The organism is Pseudomonas sp. LBUM1645, assembly GCF_059716185.1.
Genome location: NZ_CP166811.1, coordinates 6,510,893 through 6,525,992 on the forward strand (window position 1 = coordinate 6,510,893; position 15,100 = coordinate 6,525,992).

Consider the following 15,100-nt stretch of genomic DNA (forward strand, 5'->3'; position numbering starts at 1 on the left):
CGCGAGACGGTTCGGGAATTCGTGTAGGACAGGTCTGATCAGACGGCAATCCCTTTGCGGCACTGCAGTTGCGCAGTGCGCACGCGGGAGAAGGCGCGGGCCAGGCGCAGGAGCATTTCGTCGATGTTGGTTTTGCTGACGGTCAGAGCCGGGGTAAAGCGCAGGCAATCAGGCTGCGGAGCGTTGAGCAGCAAGCCTTCGTACAACGCCGCTTTGACGACGGCGTCAGCCGATTCGTCGGACAAGGTAAGACCCCAGAACAGTCCTTTTCCGCGCAACTCACCGTGACCATAGCGATGGGTTAAACGCTGCAGACCTTCGCACAGGTGCTGACCGGTTTCCCCGACATGATCGAGAAATCCCTTGTCCTGCACGCTGTCGAGGACGGCAAGACCGGCCGCCGTCATCAGCGCATTGCCATGATGAGTTCCTGTCACTTCACCGACGTCGAAACAGCAAGCTTTGCCCCGAGCCAGCAACGCTGCCAATGGCACGCCACCGCCCAGCCCTTTGCCGAGAACAACGATATCTGCCCGCACGCCGTAGGATTGTTCGGCGAGCAAGGTGCCACAACGCCCTAAACCGGTTTGCACTTCGTCGAAGATCAGCAGAATGCCCAGCTCACGGCACAGGCGCTCGACCCCTTTGAGGTAATGCTCGGTGGCCGGTATCACCCCGGCTTCGCTCTGGATCGGTTCGAGCATGATCGCCACGGTCTGGGCGTCGACGGCCGCATGCAAGGCCGGAAGGTCATTGAACGGAACGTGACTGAAGCCCGGAAGCAACGGCTCGAACCGGTTAGTCAGACTCGAACTGTCCGACGCCGAAATCGTCCCCAGACTACGACCATGGCAGCCGTTGTTGGCAACAATGATCCGCGAAGCCCCGCCGCGATGCCGTTGGCCCCATTTGCGCGCCAGTTTGATCGCCGCTTCACAGGCTTCGCTGCCACTGTTGAGCAGGTACGCCTGATCACTCCCGGTGCTGGAACACAGTCGCTCAGCAAGATTGAGCATGCCGCGGTTATGCAGGCCGAAGCCGGGGTTGATCAACGACTGAGCCTGCGCCGCGATGGCGTTGACCAGTACCGAAGGGCTGTGTCCGAGACTATTGGCCCCGCCACCCTGTGAGAAATCCAGATACGCGCGGTCATCGCTGTCCCACAACCATGAGCCCTGGCCGCGCACGAATATCTGTTTCGGTCGCTCGACACTGGGCATCAGGCACTCGCTGGAAAAGTTGTCGCCTTTGGACGGCAAGAAGGTGTCCACAGCCAGGTCATCAAGACTCGGAGGAGTGCGCCGCAAATTAAACAGGTTCATCTGATCAAACCTCGTGCGAGGTTTTTTGCCTTACCTATGTAAACACCCTCGAAGCAAACGGTATTCATCGCGCCCTGTGGCCCTGTAAGCCTTGTGAATGCGGTTAGACTAGGCTCACGCAAGGCCTTGGGCCATTTCGATTTCCCAGCATTTTCGATAAGCACACCTTATGGATTTCAAACAACTGCGTTATTTCGTCGCGGTCTACGAAGAAGGTCATGTGGGCCGGGCTGCCGAGCGGCTTTCAATCTCCCAACCGGCGCTGTCCCAGCAGATCCGCCACCTCGAGCAAAACCTCGATGTGAGCCTGTTCGAACGCAGCAGCAAACGTCTGCTGCCAACCCTGGCTGCTCATACGTTGTACAACCATGCCCTGCCCTTGCTGGATGGATTGCAGCGGGCACGGGAAGCCCTGGGCAACTTCAAGGGTCAGGCACTGCGCACATTGGCCATCGGTGTATTGCAGACCGTCCATACCAGCCTGGTGCCGCAGATGCTCGAACGCGTGCGCAAGGCGCAGCCGCATTTGGTGGTGCAGATCTATGAACTGACGGGGCTGGAAATCGAGCGGCGCTTGCTCAACGGTTCTCTGGACATCGGTATCAGCTATCTGCCGCCTCGTCAGCCGGGGTTACACGGCGTGATGCTGTACGAAGATGAACTGACTCTTGTCATCCCGGCGGACCATCCACTGCGGGAATTCAAGAAAGTGTCCATGAGTCAGGCCGCCGAATTGCCAATGTTGTTGCTGGGTGAAGAGTTTCAAGTGCGGCAGATCTGGCAGGCGCAACTGGCTAATCTGGGACGACGTCCGCAGGTACAGGCAGAACTGAACAACATGGCGGGGATTCTCGACAGTCTGCCGCACACGCGACTGGCGACGGTGCTGCCCGGACGCTCGCAACAGGCACACGGCAACAAGGAACTGTTGTGGAAACCATTGAGCGAGCCGAGGGTGCCGCTTAAAGTTGGATTGGTGTGTCGGGATGTGCAGCGGCAACAGGCCTCGCTGGCCTTATTGCGTACGTTGCTGGAAGAAGTGATGAATGGCTCGGAGGGGCGTTTGAGCAGCCCGGCAACACGGGATGAAATGAGCTGAGCACTTTTCTGCAGGCAAAAGAAAACCCCGCCGAAGCGGGGCTTTGCAGACTGTTTCCCTGACATCCATTTCACTCCGCCGTCCTGGCAGAATCCTACGTGTCCGTGTTGTTGCTTTGCGCTTCCTGCGCGACGTCCATGTGAAGTAGATTAGCTGTGGATCCAATCTTCATCTATGGGAGAAGAGCAGCACGTTATGTAAGAGAATGCTTACATGACGCTACATCGTCAGAACTGCCCTGCGTCCAGCAGGAACAACGACTCGCTACCAGCCTTCACCGACGCGCTCAACGAGTGAATACGCGGCAGTAGACGGGCGAAATAGAAGCGCGCCGTGCCCAATTTGCTCGCGTAGAAATCGTCCTGCGCCTCTTTGCCAAAAGCGGCCTTGGCCATCAGTGCCCACATGTACGCATACGACACGTAACCGAATGCTTGCAGATACTCGACCGAGGCAGCGCCGATTTCGTTCGGGTTGTTTTTCGCCCGATCGAGCAGCCACGCGGTCAGTTCATCGAGGGTGGTCACGGCATCGTTCAGCGGTTTGGTGAACTCGGCCAGATCAGCACTGGCAGTCGCGGTGAAATGACGGATCTCGTCGGCGAACAGGTTGTAGAACGCCCCGCCGGTGCCGACGATCTTGCGTCCCACCAGGTCCAGCGCCTGAATGCCGTTGGTGCCTTCGTAGATCTGGGTGATGCGCACGTCGCGGACCAATTGCTCCTGGCCCCACTCACGGATGTAACCGTGGCCGCCGAACACCTGCTGGCCGTGAATCGTGGTTTCCAGACCCAGGTCGGTCAGGAACGCCTTGGCCACCGGGGTCAGCAAGGCCACCAAATCTTCCGCCCGTTTGCGGGTCGCGGCGTCTTCGCTGAACTTGGCGGTGTCCAGTTGCATGGCCACGTACGTCGAGAAGGCACGACCGCCTTCGTTCGAAGCTTTCATGGTCAGCAACATGCGCCGCACGTCCGGGTGGACGATGATCGGGTCAGCGACCTTATCCTTGTTTTGCGCGCCGGTCGGCGAACGGCTTTGCAGACGGTCGCGGGCGTATTCGATGGCGTTCTGGTAGGAGCGCTCGCCGGTGGCCAGGCCTTGGATACCAACCCCCAGACGCTCGTAGTTCATCATGGTGAACATCGCGGCCAAACCTTTGTTTGGCTCGCCGACCAGGTAACCCACGGCCTCGTCGAAGTTCATCACACAGGTCGCGGACGCCTGGATGCCCATCTTGTGTTCGATCGAACCGCAGTTGGCCGGGTTACGAGCGCCCAGGCTGCCATCGGCATTGACCATGAACTTCGGCACCAGGAACAGCGAAATGCCTTTCGGCCCCGCTGGCGCGTCCGGCAGTTTGGCCAGTACCAGGTGGATGATGTTCTCGGTCAGGTCGTGTTCGCCGCCGGTGATGAAGATCTTGGTGCCGCTAACCTTGTAGGAACCGTCAGCCTGAGGTTCGGCTTTGGTACGAATGATCCCCAGGTCAGTACCGGCGTGTGGCTCGGTCAGGCACATGGAGCCGGCCCAGACGCCGGCGTACATGTTCGGCAGGTACGCGGCTTTCAGCTCTTCGCTGGCGTGGGCGTTGATCGACAGGCAGGCGCCCGCAGTCAGCATCGGGTACAGGCCGAACGACAGGCTGGCGGAGTTGACCATTTCTTCGACCTGAGCCGAAACAGCCTTGGGCATGCCCATACCGCCGTAGGTCGGATCGCCGCCGACACCGACCCAACCGCCTTCAGCGTAAGTCTGATAAGCCTGTGGGAAACCTGCTGGCGTGGTGACGGCACCGTCCGCCCAATGGCAACCTTCTTCGTCAGCCGCACGGCTCAGAGGTGCGATGCTTTTGCTGGTGACCTTGCCGGCCTCTTCAAGAATGGCTTCGACCGTTTCCGCATCGACAGTCTCGGCCAGCGCAGGCAGCTCGGCCCAGAGTTTGGCGACTTCGAAAACTTCATTGAGGACGAAGCGCATATCGCGCAGGGGCGCTTTGTAGTCAGCCATGGCAAACCTCGCAAGATCTAAACAGGTGATTCGTAGGAGTGGTGCTTTCGTTGGGTTCGAGTGTAACCCAACAACTTTTGCGACACATAGGGTCAGCCAGTGACCGTTTTGTAATGTTTAGTCACTGACTATTCAGTCATAAAAAAGCCCGCAATAACGCGGGCTCCTTTGTCACTGGTTTTAAAGATTAAAGCGCAAACAACTCCGCCGGCAGCTTCATCAGGCAATCACTACCTGCTTCGATGGCGGCGCGATGAGCGGCAGTACGTGGCAGCAAACGCTTGAAGTAAAACTCGCTGGTCGCCAGTTTTGCCTGGCAGTAATCGGCATCGCCACTGCCCGCATCGAGCTGCGCCTGAGCGATCAACGCCATGCGCAGCCACAGATAGCCGAGGATGATGTAACCGCTGTACATCAGGTAATCCACCGACGCCGCGCCGACTTCATCCGGATTTTTCATTGCGGCCATGCCGACCTTGGTGGTCACCTCTCCCCACTGCTGATTCAGGTCGTTGAGCTGCGCCACGTAGCTGGCAAGTTGCGGATGTCCGGCGTTTGCCGCACAGAACTTGTGGACGATTTTGGTGAACCCGCGCAGCAATTTCCCCTGGCTGCCGAGGACTTTTCTTCCAAGCAAGTCCAGCGCCTGAATGCCGTTGGTGCCTTCGTAGATCGGTGCGATCCGGCAGTCACGAACCAATTGCTCCATGCCCCACTCGCGGATAAAACCGTGACCACCGAACACCTGCATGCCGTGGTTGGTCACTTCCAGTCCGGTATCGGTCATGAAGGCTTTGCAGATCGGCGTGAGGAACGCCAGCAGGTCTTCGGCATCCTGACGCGCCGTTTCATCCGGGCTCAGATGCGCCACGTCCAACAACTGCGCGGTGAAATAAGTCAGCGCCCGATTGCCTTCGTTGAAGGCCTTCATGGTCAGTAACATCCTGCGCACGTCAGGATGAACGATGATCGGGTCGGCGGCCTTTTCCGGCGCTTTAGGGCCGGTCAGCGCACGCATCTGCAGACGGTCGTTGGCGTACTTGATCGCACCCTGAAAGCTCGCCTCCCCCAGACACAAACCCTGCATGCCGGTGCCAAGCCGTGCGTGGTTCATCATGGTGAACATGCAATTCAGGCCCTTGTTCGGCTCACCGATCAAGAAGCCCTTGGCATCGTCGAAATTCAGCACACAGGTGGCCGAGGCCTTGATGCCCATTTTGTGTTCGATCGAGCCACAGGAAACACCATTTCGTTCGCCCGCCTCACCCTCGTCATTGGGTAGGAATTTAGGAACGATAAACAGCGAAATGCCCTTGGTCCCGGCTGGAGCGTCCGGCAGTTTCGCCAGCACCAGGTGAATGATGTTTTCACTCATGTCGTGCTCGCCGGCAGAGATGAAGATCTTGCTGCCGGAGATCGCATAGCTGCCATCGGCCGCAGGCACGGCGCGGGTTTTGATGATGCCCAGGTCAGTGCCGCAATGGGCTTCGGTCAGGCACATGGTGCCGGTCCATTGGCCGGCGGTGAGTTTGCTCAGATAAGTCTGTTTCTGTTCTTCAGTGCCATGGGCGTGGATCGCCGACATCGCGCCGTGAGTCAGGCCGGGGTACATGCCCCAGGAGGTGTTGCTGGAGCCGACCATTTCGCTGATTACCAGCCCCAGTGAACTCGGCAAACCCTGGCCGCCGTAAACCGGGTCAGCCGCCAGACCGTGCCAGCCACCTTCAACGTATTGTGCGAAGGCCTGCTTGAAGCCTGTAGGCGTAGTCACCACGCCATTGTCGAAATGGCAGCCTTCTTCGTCGCCGCTGCGGTTCAGCGGTGCGAGAACGTTCTCACAGAACTTTGCACCTTCTTCGAGGATCGCATTGACCATGTCCGGGCTGGCATCGGTGGCGCCCAGCGCGGCGTAGTTGCTGTGAAAATCGAAGACGTGGTCGATCAGAAAGCGCATGTCGCGCAGGGGAGCTTTGTACTCAGGCATGGTCATTTCTCCGGCAGCAGATTCCCCAAACCTACTGCCGCACACCCGGCCTCACAATCACAGTCCAGACGCTGAATGCGCCATCATCACTCAATCATTAGCGGCGTCCATGCGCACCGCGCCCCGACGGGTCTGACCGAACGCCACCACACAGTTTCGCCCCGCCCCCTTGGCACTGTAGAGCGCCTCGTCAGCGGACTTGAGCACTTTTTCGGGGGTGCGTTGCTCCAGTCGTTCGGCCACGCCGATGCTGACGGTGACCGACACACTTGAGGCGCCCGAGCCCGCGCGACGTTGACGACCTTGCTGGTCGTCCTGAGGGCGGCTGTCCTGATTGCGCAGTTGAATGTTGTAGGTGGCGATGGACTCGCGGATGACTTCCAGGTGCGGCATACACTCTTCGAGGGTCTTGCCTGCAAACACCAGGGCGAATTCCTCACCGCCGTAGCGATACGCCCTACCGCCTCCGCCGATTTTCGACAGCTTGCTGGCGACAAGTCGCAGTACCTGATCACCGACATCGTGACCGTGGGTGTCATTGAATTTCTTGAAGTGATCGACGTCGCTCATCGCCAGCACGTAATTGCGCCCCAATCGCTGCATCCGCTCATTCAAGGCGCGGCGGCCCGGCAGACCGGTAAGCTCGTCGCGGAAGGCCATTTGATAGGCCTCATGGGCGACCGCTGCGGCAATCATCAACATCACTTGGCTGCACATGATGTTCAGGGTGAACGGCAGGATGAAGGTTTTCGGCAACATCCAGAACAACCCGAGCAAGCCCACCAATTGGGCGGCATGCAAGGGTCTTGGATTGCGCCAGTATTGCCAGGCCAGTAACGCAAACGAGGCGAAAAACACTGGATAAGACAACTGGATCAGGCTCATCCAGGCGCCATGCAACGCTGGCCAGCGGATCTCCGACAGCCACATCAACAGCGCCTGCGGGTAACTTTGTTCCAGTCCCAACACCACGCTACCGAAGGCCAGCAACACGGCGAAGCGCGCCACCATGTCCTGGAACAAGTGCGTGCGTTCCTGCCAGCCGGCGAACACACCATAGAGCAACGGCAGCAACAGGCAGCACAGATGGAAGACTACAGCGGCGTCTTCACGAACCTTGCCGTTGTCGCGGTAATAGTCGGTCTGGGTGTCGAGCAGGAAGTAGGCGATGTACACCGTGACCATCAGAAACAGTTCACGCTGACGTCGGTAAACCGCGCAGTAAGCACCGCCGAGCAACAGCACCAGGGTTGGCAGTACGTTGAACAGCGAGGTGAAAAAGACGTTCAAATCCTTCACGTACGCAGCCGCCAGCCCCGCGAGCAAAAGCAGCAACGACGGCAGGAAATGGCTGAAACGTACAGCGGAAGAACGCGGCAAGGGTAAAGCTCCGACCCGGCAAACAAAGATGGCATTGTGCCTGCTCTTCGAGCGGCATGTCACATCGCCATCCTCTTTAACGGCAGCAAAGGCATTCCTCTTAGCGTTTTAGTCGGGAATATTTACGCGTAGATATCGCGCACAAAAAAGCCGCTGCTCCCGAGGAAGCAGCGGCTTTATGAAGCGACAGCGTGGGACTTAGTAACCCAGCGCGAAGTCTTCTTCTTTCATGTCCATCAGGTTGTTAGCGCCCGACAGCATGGTTACAACGTGAGTGCGGGTACGCGGCAGGATGCGCTGGAAGTAGAAGCGCGCAGTCTGCAGCTTGGCGGTGTAGAACGCCGTTTCAGTGGTGCCGGCAGCCAGTTTCTCGGCAGCCAGACGCGCCATGTCAGCCCAGAAGTAAGCCAGGCAGGCGTAACCGGAGTACATCAGGTAATCCACCGACGCCGCGCCGACTTCTTCGCGGTCTTTCATGGCCGCCATACCGACCTTCATGGTCAGCTCGCCCCACTCTTTGTTCAGCGCAGCCAATGGCTCGACGAACTCTTTGACCGCTTCGTTGCCTTCGTTGGTCTGGCAGAACTTGTGGACGATCTTGGTGAAGCTTTTCAGGGCTTCGCCTTGAGTCATCAGCACTTTACGGCCCAGCAGGTCGAGTGCCTGGATACCGGTGGTGCCTTCGTACAGCATCGAAATACGGCTGTCGCGAACGTTCTGCTCCATGCCCCACTCAGCGATGAAGCCGTGGCCACCGTAGATTTGCACACCGTGGTTGGCGGATTCGAAGCCGACTTCAGTCATGAAGGCTTTGGCGATCGGCGTCATGAACGCCAGCAGTGCGTCGGCCTTCTTCTTCTCTTCTTCGTCCACGCCGTACTTGACGATGTCGACTTGCTTGGCAGTGAAGTAAACCATCGCACGGTTGCCTTCGGCGAAGGCTTTCATGGTCAACAGCATGCGACGTACGTCAGGGTGAACGATGATCGGGTCAGCGGCTTTTTCCGGCGCTTTCGGGCCAGTCAGGGAGCGCATTTGCAGACGATCACGAGCGTATTTCAGACCGCCCTGGAAGCCAATCTCGGCATGAGCCAGACCTTGCAGCGCGGTGCCCAGACGTGCGGTGTTCATGAAGGTGAACATGCAGTTCAGGCCTTTGTTCGCCGGGCCAATCAGGTAACCGGTGGCCGCGTCGAAGTTCATCACGCAGGTGGCGTTACCGTGGATGCCCATCTTGTGTTCCAGGGAACCACAGGTCACAGCGTTGCGTGCGCCGACCGAACCGTCTTCGTTCGGCATGAACTTGGGAACGATGAACAGCGAAATACCTTTGGTGCCAGCCGGCGCATCCGGCAGACGTGCCAGCACGATGTGGACGATGTTGTCGGCCATGTCGTGTTCACCGGCCGAGATGAAGATCTTGGTGCCGGAGACTTTGTAGGAACCGTCGGCCTGAGGTTCAGCCTTGGTGCGCAGCATGCCCAGATCGGTGCCGCAATGCGGTTCGGTCAGGCACATGGTGCCGGTCCATTCGCCGGAAACCAGTTTGGTCAGGTAAGCCTCTTGCTGCTCAGGCGTGCCGTGCTCGGAAATGGTGTTCATCGCGCCATGGGACAGGCCTGGGTACATACCCCACGACCAGTTGGCTTCGCCAACCATTTCGCTGACAGCCAGACCCAGAGATTCCGGCAGGCCTTGGCCACCGTGCTCTACGTCGTGAGCCAGGCTTGGCCAGCCGCCTTCGACAAATTGTTTGTAGGCTTCTTTGAAGCCCGTCGGGGTTTTAACGCCGGACTCGCTCCAGGTGCAGCCTTCGGTGTCACCCACGCGGTTCAGCGGAGCCAGCACCTGCTCACAAAACTTGGCGCCTTCTTCGAGAATGGCGTCAACCATGTCTGGAGTTGCGTCCTGGCAAGCCGGAAGGCTCTGATAGTGCGCTTCGTAGCCGAGCAGTTCGTCACGAACGAAGCGAATATCACGCAAGGGGGCCTTGTAGTCAGGCATAGCGATAAACCTCTGCTGATGTAACCGGGAATGAACGACCGCGTTGATTTGTTGTGGCGGTCAAACAGTTGTTTGAAACATACGTTTACGCCTAAATCTTGTCAAGCGCCGATCTTTTGCCGTTCGTCATCGCCTGAGGCAAATACCAGACCCACAGCCACTCAACACCGTCGCCTGAGCAATACGCTGTGCAGAAGAGATTAGTTGAGCGAGAAGGACTTACGCAGAAAAACGCCGCGAATAGTCGCGGCGTGGAGGGGCGGATTCAGCGAGGGATCAAGCGTAGGTATCAATCAACGTACCGAGCACTTCGTCGGATGCCTTGGCGACTTTGACACCCAGTTCAACCTGAAATTTGCCTTGGGACATCTCGAGCATGTTACTGGCCAGGTCCGACTGCTGACTGCGATCTACCGAGCGCAAGCGATCAACCTGAGCCTCGGAAGACTGGCTGGTCACCGAACGCTCGATCGTCGTGTTGGCGATCTGGCCAGAGGCTTGATCGACACGGTTCTGCCCTGTCTGAATAGTGCTCAGACCGGCATAAAAAGCGGTGTTTCCTGAGATTTCCATGGGAGAACTCGTCCTTGCAAAGGATCAACAGCGGCCATTGAAGCAGACCCACAGACAAAAGGCCCGACAAAAACACTAATGGCACAGTGCCTTGTCATAGTTAAAACCCCTGCCAGAAAACTCAGTCCAGTAGATCCAGTTGCAGATGCTCCGCCACCGCTTCAGCCGTCACCAACTTGAGTTTCGGCACTCGCCCAAGGCACGGTGCCGGGATCCGCTCAGCGAGTGTTGCAAGGTTTTCTTCCAGACGCGAAGTCTTCGCATCGATGATATTGGCCACCCACCCCGCCAACTGCAAACCGTCCTGAGCAATCGCCTCGGCCGTCAGCAGCGCATGGTTGATGCAACCCAGGCGCACGCCCACCACCAGGATCACCGGCAGGTCCAGCGCCATCGCCAGGTCCGAAAGATTGTCCTGGTCCGCCAAAGGCACCCGCCAGCCTCCAGCACCTTCGATCAAGGTGAAATCCGCCTGCATATCGAGAATTTCCTGCATGGGCGCCAACAATGATTGCACTGTCAACACCACACCGGCCTCCCGTGCCGCCAGATGCGGAGCGATGGCGGGTTCGAACGCCACAGGGTTGACCTGTGCATAAGTCAAAGGCACTGAGCACTCCGCCAGCAACGCCAGCGCATCGGCATTGCGCAAGCCCTTGGGCGTCACATCGCAACCGGAGGCGACCGGCTTGCCTGCCGCCGTGCTCAAACCGGCTGACCGCGCGGCATGCAACAAACCTGCTGCAATGGTGGTCTTGCCGACATCGGTGTCAGTGCCGGTGATGAAATAGGCTGCGCTCATAAAGGTTTCTCCAAAACGGCGTAGACCACTTGATAAGTCGCCGGCAATCCTTCGGCCTGACGAAACTGCTCATAAGCCTCGATCAATCCGAGGATCCGCGCCCTACCGGTCAAACCACCCGGCCGACCGGGATTCAGGTTGTGTGCACCCAGCGCCTTCAGCTCATGGGTGAGGCTGCGCACATCCGGGTAATGCAACACGTGTGGTCGAGTTTCCAGACTCGCAACGCTCAACCCACTGTCCGCGCAAAGCTGTTGATAAACCCCGAACTCGCGGAAGCGGTTGACGTGCACCATGCCATCCACCTGACGCCAGCTGTCACGCAGCTCTAACAGTGTGCCCACGCACAGACTAGCAAACGCGAAAATTCCGCCAGGTTTTAATACGCGATTGGCTTCACTGAGCACCGAAGCGAAGTCCGAACACCACTGCACCGCCAGACTGGAGAAGATCAGATCGCAGGTCGAATCCTGCAACGGCAACCGCTCGGCATCGCCTGCGATGAAATGCGCTGCACCGCCCAATGGCCGGGCGTGATTGAGCATGCCTTCGGCGATGTCCAATGCCAGTCCGTGACTGGCAGGAAAGCGCTCGCCCAATGCACGGCTGAAATGCCCGGTGCCGCAGCCCAGATCCAGCCACACACCCGGCACGAAGTCCTCCGGCAAACGACTCGACAATTCACTGCCAACGTCACGCTGAAATTCGGCCACGCTGTCGTAGCTTGCCGCCGCACGGGAAAAAGATGCCGCCACCTGGCGTTTGTCGGGCAAACCGCCGGGCAGGTTGGGAAGGGATAAATCAGTCATCACCGGACTCATGCAAAAAGGCCTGAATCGCCCCCGCCACACCGTGAGGGTCTTCCAGAAGAAACGCGTGACTGGCCTCCTCGATCAGACCAATTTCAACATCCGGCAGCAATGTCAGCAGGTCCCCCGCCGCTTCGGCTGGAACTAGTCCATCGAGGCCGGCGAACAAGTGCAGTTGCGGGCCACGAAACGCCTGCAAAGCCTGGCGGGTATCCAGTTGTGCGAGCAGCTCCAGGCCGCTCATCAGCACCTCTGCCGAAGTGTGTGGCGCGCCACCGAGCAACAGGCGAGACAACCCGCGCGGGTCTTCGGCACCCTGAGCGCAGAGCAGCGAAAAACGCTTCAACGTCATGCGCGGATCAGCCTTGCAACCGGCCAGAAACGCATCGAAGGTTTCGGCAGGCATCGCGCTCGGCCATTGCTCATGGGCGACAAAAGAGGGATTGCTCGCCAGCGTCAGCAAGCCGCAGCAGCGATCGCCGCGCCGGGCTGCCAACTCTGAAGCGAGCATGCCGCCGAGTGACCAGCCGCCGAGCCAGGCATCCTGAGGCAACGTCGAATCCAGCTCATCGAGCCACTCCTCAAGATCGCTCGATTCCAGTTCCGGCAACGGCTCGATCTCGACCCGCAAGTGTTCATCCAGCCCTTGTAACGCTGCCGCCAAGGGCTCAAGGGGAGAAATTCCGAGGCCCCAGCCGGGCAGCAGAATCAGACGATCACGCATGGCTTGGCTCCGGTCCCAGTTGTTGAAAACAATCGGCCAGTCCATTTAACAATAGCTGTACCTGCGCCTCGCTGTGCGCGGCAGTCAGGGTCACCCGCAGTCGGGCGCTGCCGGCGGGCACGGTCGGGGGACGGATCGCAGTGACCATCAGACCGCGTTCACGCAGCATCTGCGACAGTCGAACCGCACGCCCGGCATCGCCGATCATGATCGGCTGGATCGGCGTGAAGCTGTCCATCAACTCCAGGCCGATCTGCTCGGCGCCATGGCGGAATTGGGCAATGAGCATCTTCAAATGCTCACGTCGCCAATGTTCGCTGCGTAGCAACTCAAGGCTTTTCAGCGTCGCGCAGGCCAGCGCCGGCGGCTGGCTGGTGGTGTAAATGTAGGGACGGGCGAACTGGATCAGGCTCTCGATCAGCTCTTCGCTGCCAGCCACAAATGCCCCGGCGGTCCCGAACGCTTTGCCGAGGGTGCCAACCAGTACCGGCACGTCTTCCTGACTCAGGCCGAAATGCTCGACGATCCCGCCGCCATTGGCGCCCAACGGGCCAAAGCCGTGAGCGTCATCGACCATCAACCATGCACCTTTGGCCTTGGCTTCCCGAGCCAACGCTGGCAGGTCGGCGATGTCGCCGTCCATGCTGAACACACCGTCGGTGACCACCAGGGTATTGCCGGTCGCCTTCTCGAGACGCTTGGCCAGACTCGCCGCGTCGTTGTGCAGATAGCGATTGAAGCGCGCTCCGGACAACAGACCCGCATCCAGCAGGGACGCGTGATTGAGCCGGTCTTCCAGCACCGTATCGCCCTGCCCGATCAGTGCGGTGACCGCGCCGAGGTTGGCCATGTAACCGGTGGTGAACAACAGTGCGCGCGGTCGACCGGTGAAATCGGCCAGGGCCTCTTCCAGCGCGTGATGCGGACTGCTGTGGCCGATGACCAAATGCGACGCCCCGCCGCCGACGCCCCAACGGGTCGCACCGGCGCGCCAGGCTTCGATCACTTGCGGGTGATTGGCCAGTCCCAGGTAGTCGTTGTTACAGAACGCCAGCAACGGTTGACCATCGACCACCACTTCCGGGCCTTGGGGGCTTTCAAGTAATGGACGTTGGCGGTAGAGATTTTCGGCACGACGGGCAGCAAGGCGTGCGGCGAGATCGAAAGACATGCAGGCCTCGAGGTCAGATCACAGAGTGCGAAAGTTGCACAATCCCCTGTGGGAGCGAGCTTGCTCGCGATGGCGTCGGCTCAGTCAACATCAATGTTGAATGTCACTCCGTCATCGCGAGCAAGCTCGCTCCCACATGGATCTACATTCCTTCAGAGGAACCGGCGGGTCAGACAGCAGCGTTATAGAACTGCTCGCTGCTCTTCTGCTCGACCAGCGCTTGTTCGATCGCGGCCTGATGCACTTCGTCCGCGTGCTCTTCGCGCGCTTCCGGCAGGATCCCTAAGCGCCCGAACAGTTGCATGTCCTTGTCGGCCTGCGGGTTGGCGGTGGTCAGCAGCTTATCGCCGTAGAAAATCGAGTTCGCGCCGGCGAAGAACGCCAGGGCCTGCATCTGCTCGTTCATCGCTTCGCGGCCGGCGGACAGGCGCACGTGGGATTGCGGCATCAGGATACGTGCGACAGCCAGCATGCGGATGAAGTCGAACGGGTCGATATCGTCAGCATTTTCCAGCGGCGTACCGGCGACTTTCACCAGCATGTTGATCGGCACCGACTCTGGATGCTCTGGCAGGTTGGCCAGCTGGATCAGCAGATTGGCGCGGTCATCAAGCGACTCGCCCATGCCGAGGATGCCGCCGGAGCAGATCTTCATCCCCGATTCACGCACGTAGGCCAGGGTCTGCAGGCGCTCGCTGTAAGTACGGGTGGTGATGATGCTGCCGTAGAACTCAGGCGAGGTATCGAGGTTGTGGTTGTAGTAGTCGAGGCCGGCGTCAGCCAGAGCGACGGTCTGGTCCTGATCAAGGCGACCGAGGGTCATGCAGGTTTCCAGGCCCATGGCTTTCACGCCTTTGACCATTTCCAGCACGTAAGGCATGTCTTTGGCCGACGGATGTTTCCACGCCGCGCCCATGCAGAAACGGGTCGAACCGATGGCCTTGGCACGAGCGGCCTCTTCGAGGACCTTCTGCACTTCCATCAGTTTTTCTTTTTCCAGGCCGGTGTTGTAGTGACCGGACTGCGGACAATATTTGCAATCTTCCGGGCAGGCACCGGTTTTGATCGACAGCAGCGTCGACACCTGGACCCGATTGGCGTCGAAATGCGCGCGGTGCACCGTCTGCGCCTGGAACAACAGGTCGTTGAATGGCTGAACGAAGAGTGCTTTGACTTCGGCCAAAGACCAGTCATGACGCAGGGTTGCAGTGGTGCTGGCGCTCATG

Annotated in this window: 12 protein-coding genes; 1 reads left to right on the plus strand and 11 read right to left on the minus strand. The window is 59.1% G+C overall.

Annotated elements, in window-relative coordinates; translation table 11 throughout:
• Window positions 1–38: 38 nt before the first annotated feature.
• A complete protein-coding gene (locus ACA079_RS29705) occupies window positions 39–1,322 on the minus strand; it encodes an aspartate aminotransferase family protein (RefSeq protein WP_497701841.1) in 1,284 nt (427 codons plus the stop codon).
• A 169-nt stretch (window positions 1,323–1,491) separates the two neighbouring features.
• Here ACA079_RS29705 and ACA079_RS29710 point away from each other — a divergent pair, with 169 nt between their 5' ends.
• The gene (locus ACA079_RS29710; protein ID WP_046045351.1) at window positions 1,492–2,421 is read left to right on the plus strand and encodes a LysR family transcriptional regulator; all 930 of its coding nucleotides are present in this window, start codon (window positions 1,492–1,494) and stop codon (window positions 2,419–2,421) included.
• A 227-nt stretch (window positions 2,422–2,648) separates the two neighbouring features.
• Here the strand turns inward: ACA079_RS29710 and ACA079_RS29715 are convergent, their stop codons facing one another.
• From ACA079_RS29715 to bioB, 10 genes are all read right to left on the minus strand, one after another.
• Window positions 2,649–4,427, minus strand: a complete 1,779-nt coding sequence (locus ACA079_RS29715) for an acyl-CoA dehydrogenase C-terminal domain-containing protein (RefSeq protein ID WP_497701842.1) — start codon at window positions 4,425–4,427, stop codon at window positions 2,649–2,651.
• Window positions 4,428–4,614: 187 nt separating this feature from the next.
• Window positions 4,615–6,411 (minus strand): acyl-CoA dehydrogenase C-terminal domain-containing protein, encoded by a 1,797-nt coding sequence (locus ACA079_RS29720; RefSeq protein WP_497701843.1) that lies wholly within the window; start codon window positions 6,409–6,411, stop codon window positions 4,615–4,617.
• A gap of 90 nt (window positions 6,412–6,501) precedes the next feature.
• Window positions 6,502–7,791, minus strand: a complete 1,290-nt coding sequence (locus ACA079_RS29725; protein ID WP_497701844.1) for a GGDEF domain-containing protein — start codon at window positions 7,789–7,791, stop codon at window positions 6,502–6,504.
• A 198-nt stretch (window positions 7,792–7,989) separates the two neighbouring features.
• The gene (locus tag ACA079_RS29730; protein ID WP_111448570.1) at window positions 7,990–9,795 is read right to left on the minus strand and encodes a phenylacyl-CoA dehydrogenase; all 1,806 of its coding nucleotides are present in this window, start codon (window positions 9,793–9,795) and stop codon (window positions 7,990–7,992) included.
• 276 nt (window positions 9,796–10,071) lie between these two features.
• Window positions 10,072–10,368, minus strand: a complete 297-nt coding sequence (locus tag ACA079_RS29735) for a pyrroloquinoline quinone biosynthesis protein PqqE (RefSeq protein ID WP_497701845.1) — start codon at window positions 10,366–10,368, stop codon at window positions 10,072–10,074.
• 121 nt (window positions 10,369–10,489) lie between these two features.
• The gene (bioD, locus tag ACA079_RS29740) at window positions 10,490–11,170 is read right to left on the minus strand and encodes a dethiobiotin synthase (protein WP_497701846.1); all 681 of its coding nucleotides are present in this window, start codon (window positions 11,168–11,170) and stop codon (window positions 10,490–10,492) included.
• Window positions 11,167–11,979, minus strand: coding sequence for a malonyl-ACP O-methyltransferase BioC (bioC, locus tag ACA079_RS29745; RefSeq protein WP_497701847.1), 813 nt, complete (start codon window positions 11,977–11,979; stop codon window positions 11,167–11,169). The genes bioD and bioC overlap by 4 nt, the downstream gene beginning before the upstream one ends.
• Window positions 11,972–12,703, minus strand: a complete 732-nt coding sequence (locus ACA079_RS29750; protein ID WP_497701848.1) for an alpha/beta fold hydrolase — start codon at window positions 12,701–12,703, stop codon at window positions 11,972–11,974. The genes bioC and ACA079_RS29750 overlap by 8 nt, the downstream gene beginning before the upstream one ends.
• A complete protein-coding gene (bioF, locus tag ACA079_RS29755; RefSeq protein WP_497701849.1) occupies window positions 12,696–13,874 on the minus strand; it encodes an 8-amino-7-oxononanoate synthase in 1,179 nt (392 codons plus the stop codon). The genes ACA079_RS29750 and bioF overlap by 8 nt, the downstream gene beginning before the upstream one ends.
• A 169-nt stretch (window positions 13,875–14,043) precedes the next feature.
• The gene (bioB, locus tag ACA079_RS29760) at window positions 14,044–15,099 is read right to left on the minus strand and encodes a biotin synthase BioB (protein WP_129440595.1); all 1,056 of its coding nucleotides are present in this window, start codon (window positions 15,097–15,099) and stop codon (window positions 14,044–14,046) included.
• Window position 15,100: the final 1 nt, after the last annotated feature.

What these genes read in the sequence shown, in the direction of transcription:
- bioD (WP_497701846.1), bottom strand. Translation starts at nt 11,170, where the DNA reads ATGAGCGCAGCCTATTTCATCACCGGCACTGACACCGATGTCGGCAAG.
- ACA079_RS29715 (WP_497701842.1), bottom strand. Translation starts at nt 4,427, where the DNA reads ATGGCTGACTACAAAGCGCCCCTGCGCGATATGCGCTTCGTCCTCAAT.
- bioB (WP_129440595.1), bottom strand. Translation starts at nt 15,099, where the DNA reads ATGAGCGCCAGCACCACTGCAACCCTGCGTCATGACTGGTCTTTGGCC.
- ACA079_RS29705 (WP_497701841.1), bottom strand. Translation starts at nt 1,322, where the DNA reads ATGAACCTGTTTAATTTGCGGCGCACTCCTCCGAGTCTTGATGACCTG.
- ACA079_RS29750 (WP_497701848.1), bottom strand. Translation starts at nt 12,703, where the DNA reads ATGCGTGATCGTCTGATTCTGCTGCCCGGCTGGGGCCTCGGAATTTCT.
- ACA079_RS29730 (WP_111448570.1), bottom strand. Translation starts at nt 9,795, where the DNA reads ATGCCTGACTACAAGGCCCCCTTGCGTGATATTCGCTTCGTTCGTGAC.
- bioF (WP_497701849.1), bottom strand. Translation starts at nt 13,874, where the DNA reads ATGTCTTTCGATCTCGCCGCACGCCTTGCTGCCCGTCGTGCCGAAAAT.
- bioC (WP_497701847.1), bottom strand. Translation starts at nt 11,979, where the DNA reads ATGACTGATTTATCCCTTCCCAACCTGCCCGGCGGTTTGCCCGACAAA.
- ACA079_RS29720 (WP_497701843.1), bottom strand. Translation starts at nt 6,411, where the DNA reads ATGCCTGAGTACAAAGCTCCCCTGCGCGACATGCGCTTTCTGATCGAC.
- ACA079_RS29735 (WP_497701845.1), bottom strand. Translation starts at nt 10,368, where the DNA reads ATGGAAATCTCAGGAAACACCGCTTTTTATGCCGGTCTGAGCACTATT.
- ACA079_RS29710 (WP_046045351.1), top strand. Translation starts at nt 1,492, where the DNA reads ATGGATTTCAAACAACTGCGTTATTTCGTCGCGGTCTACGAAGAAGGT.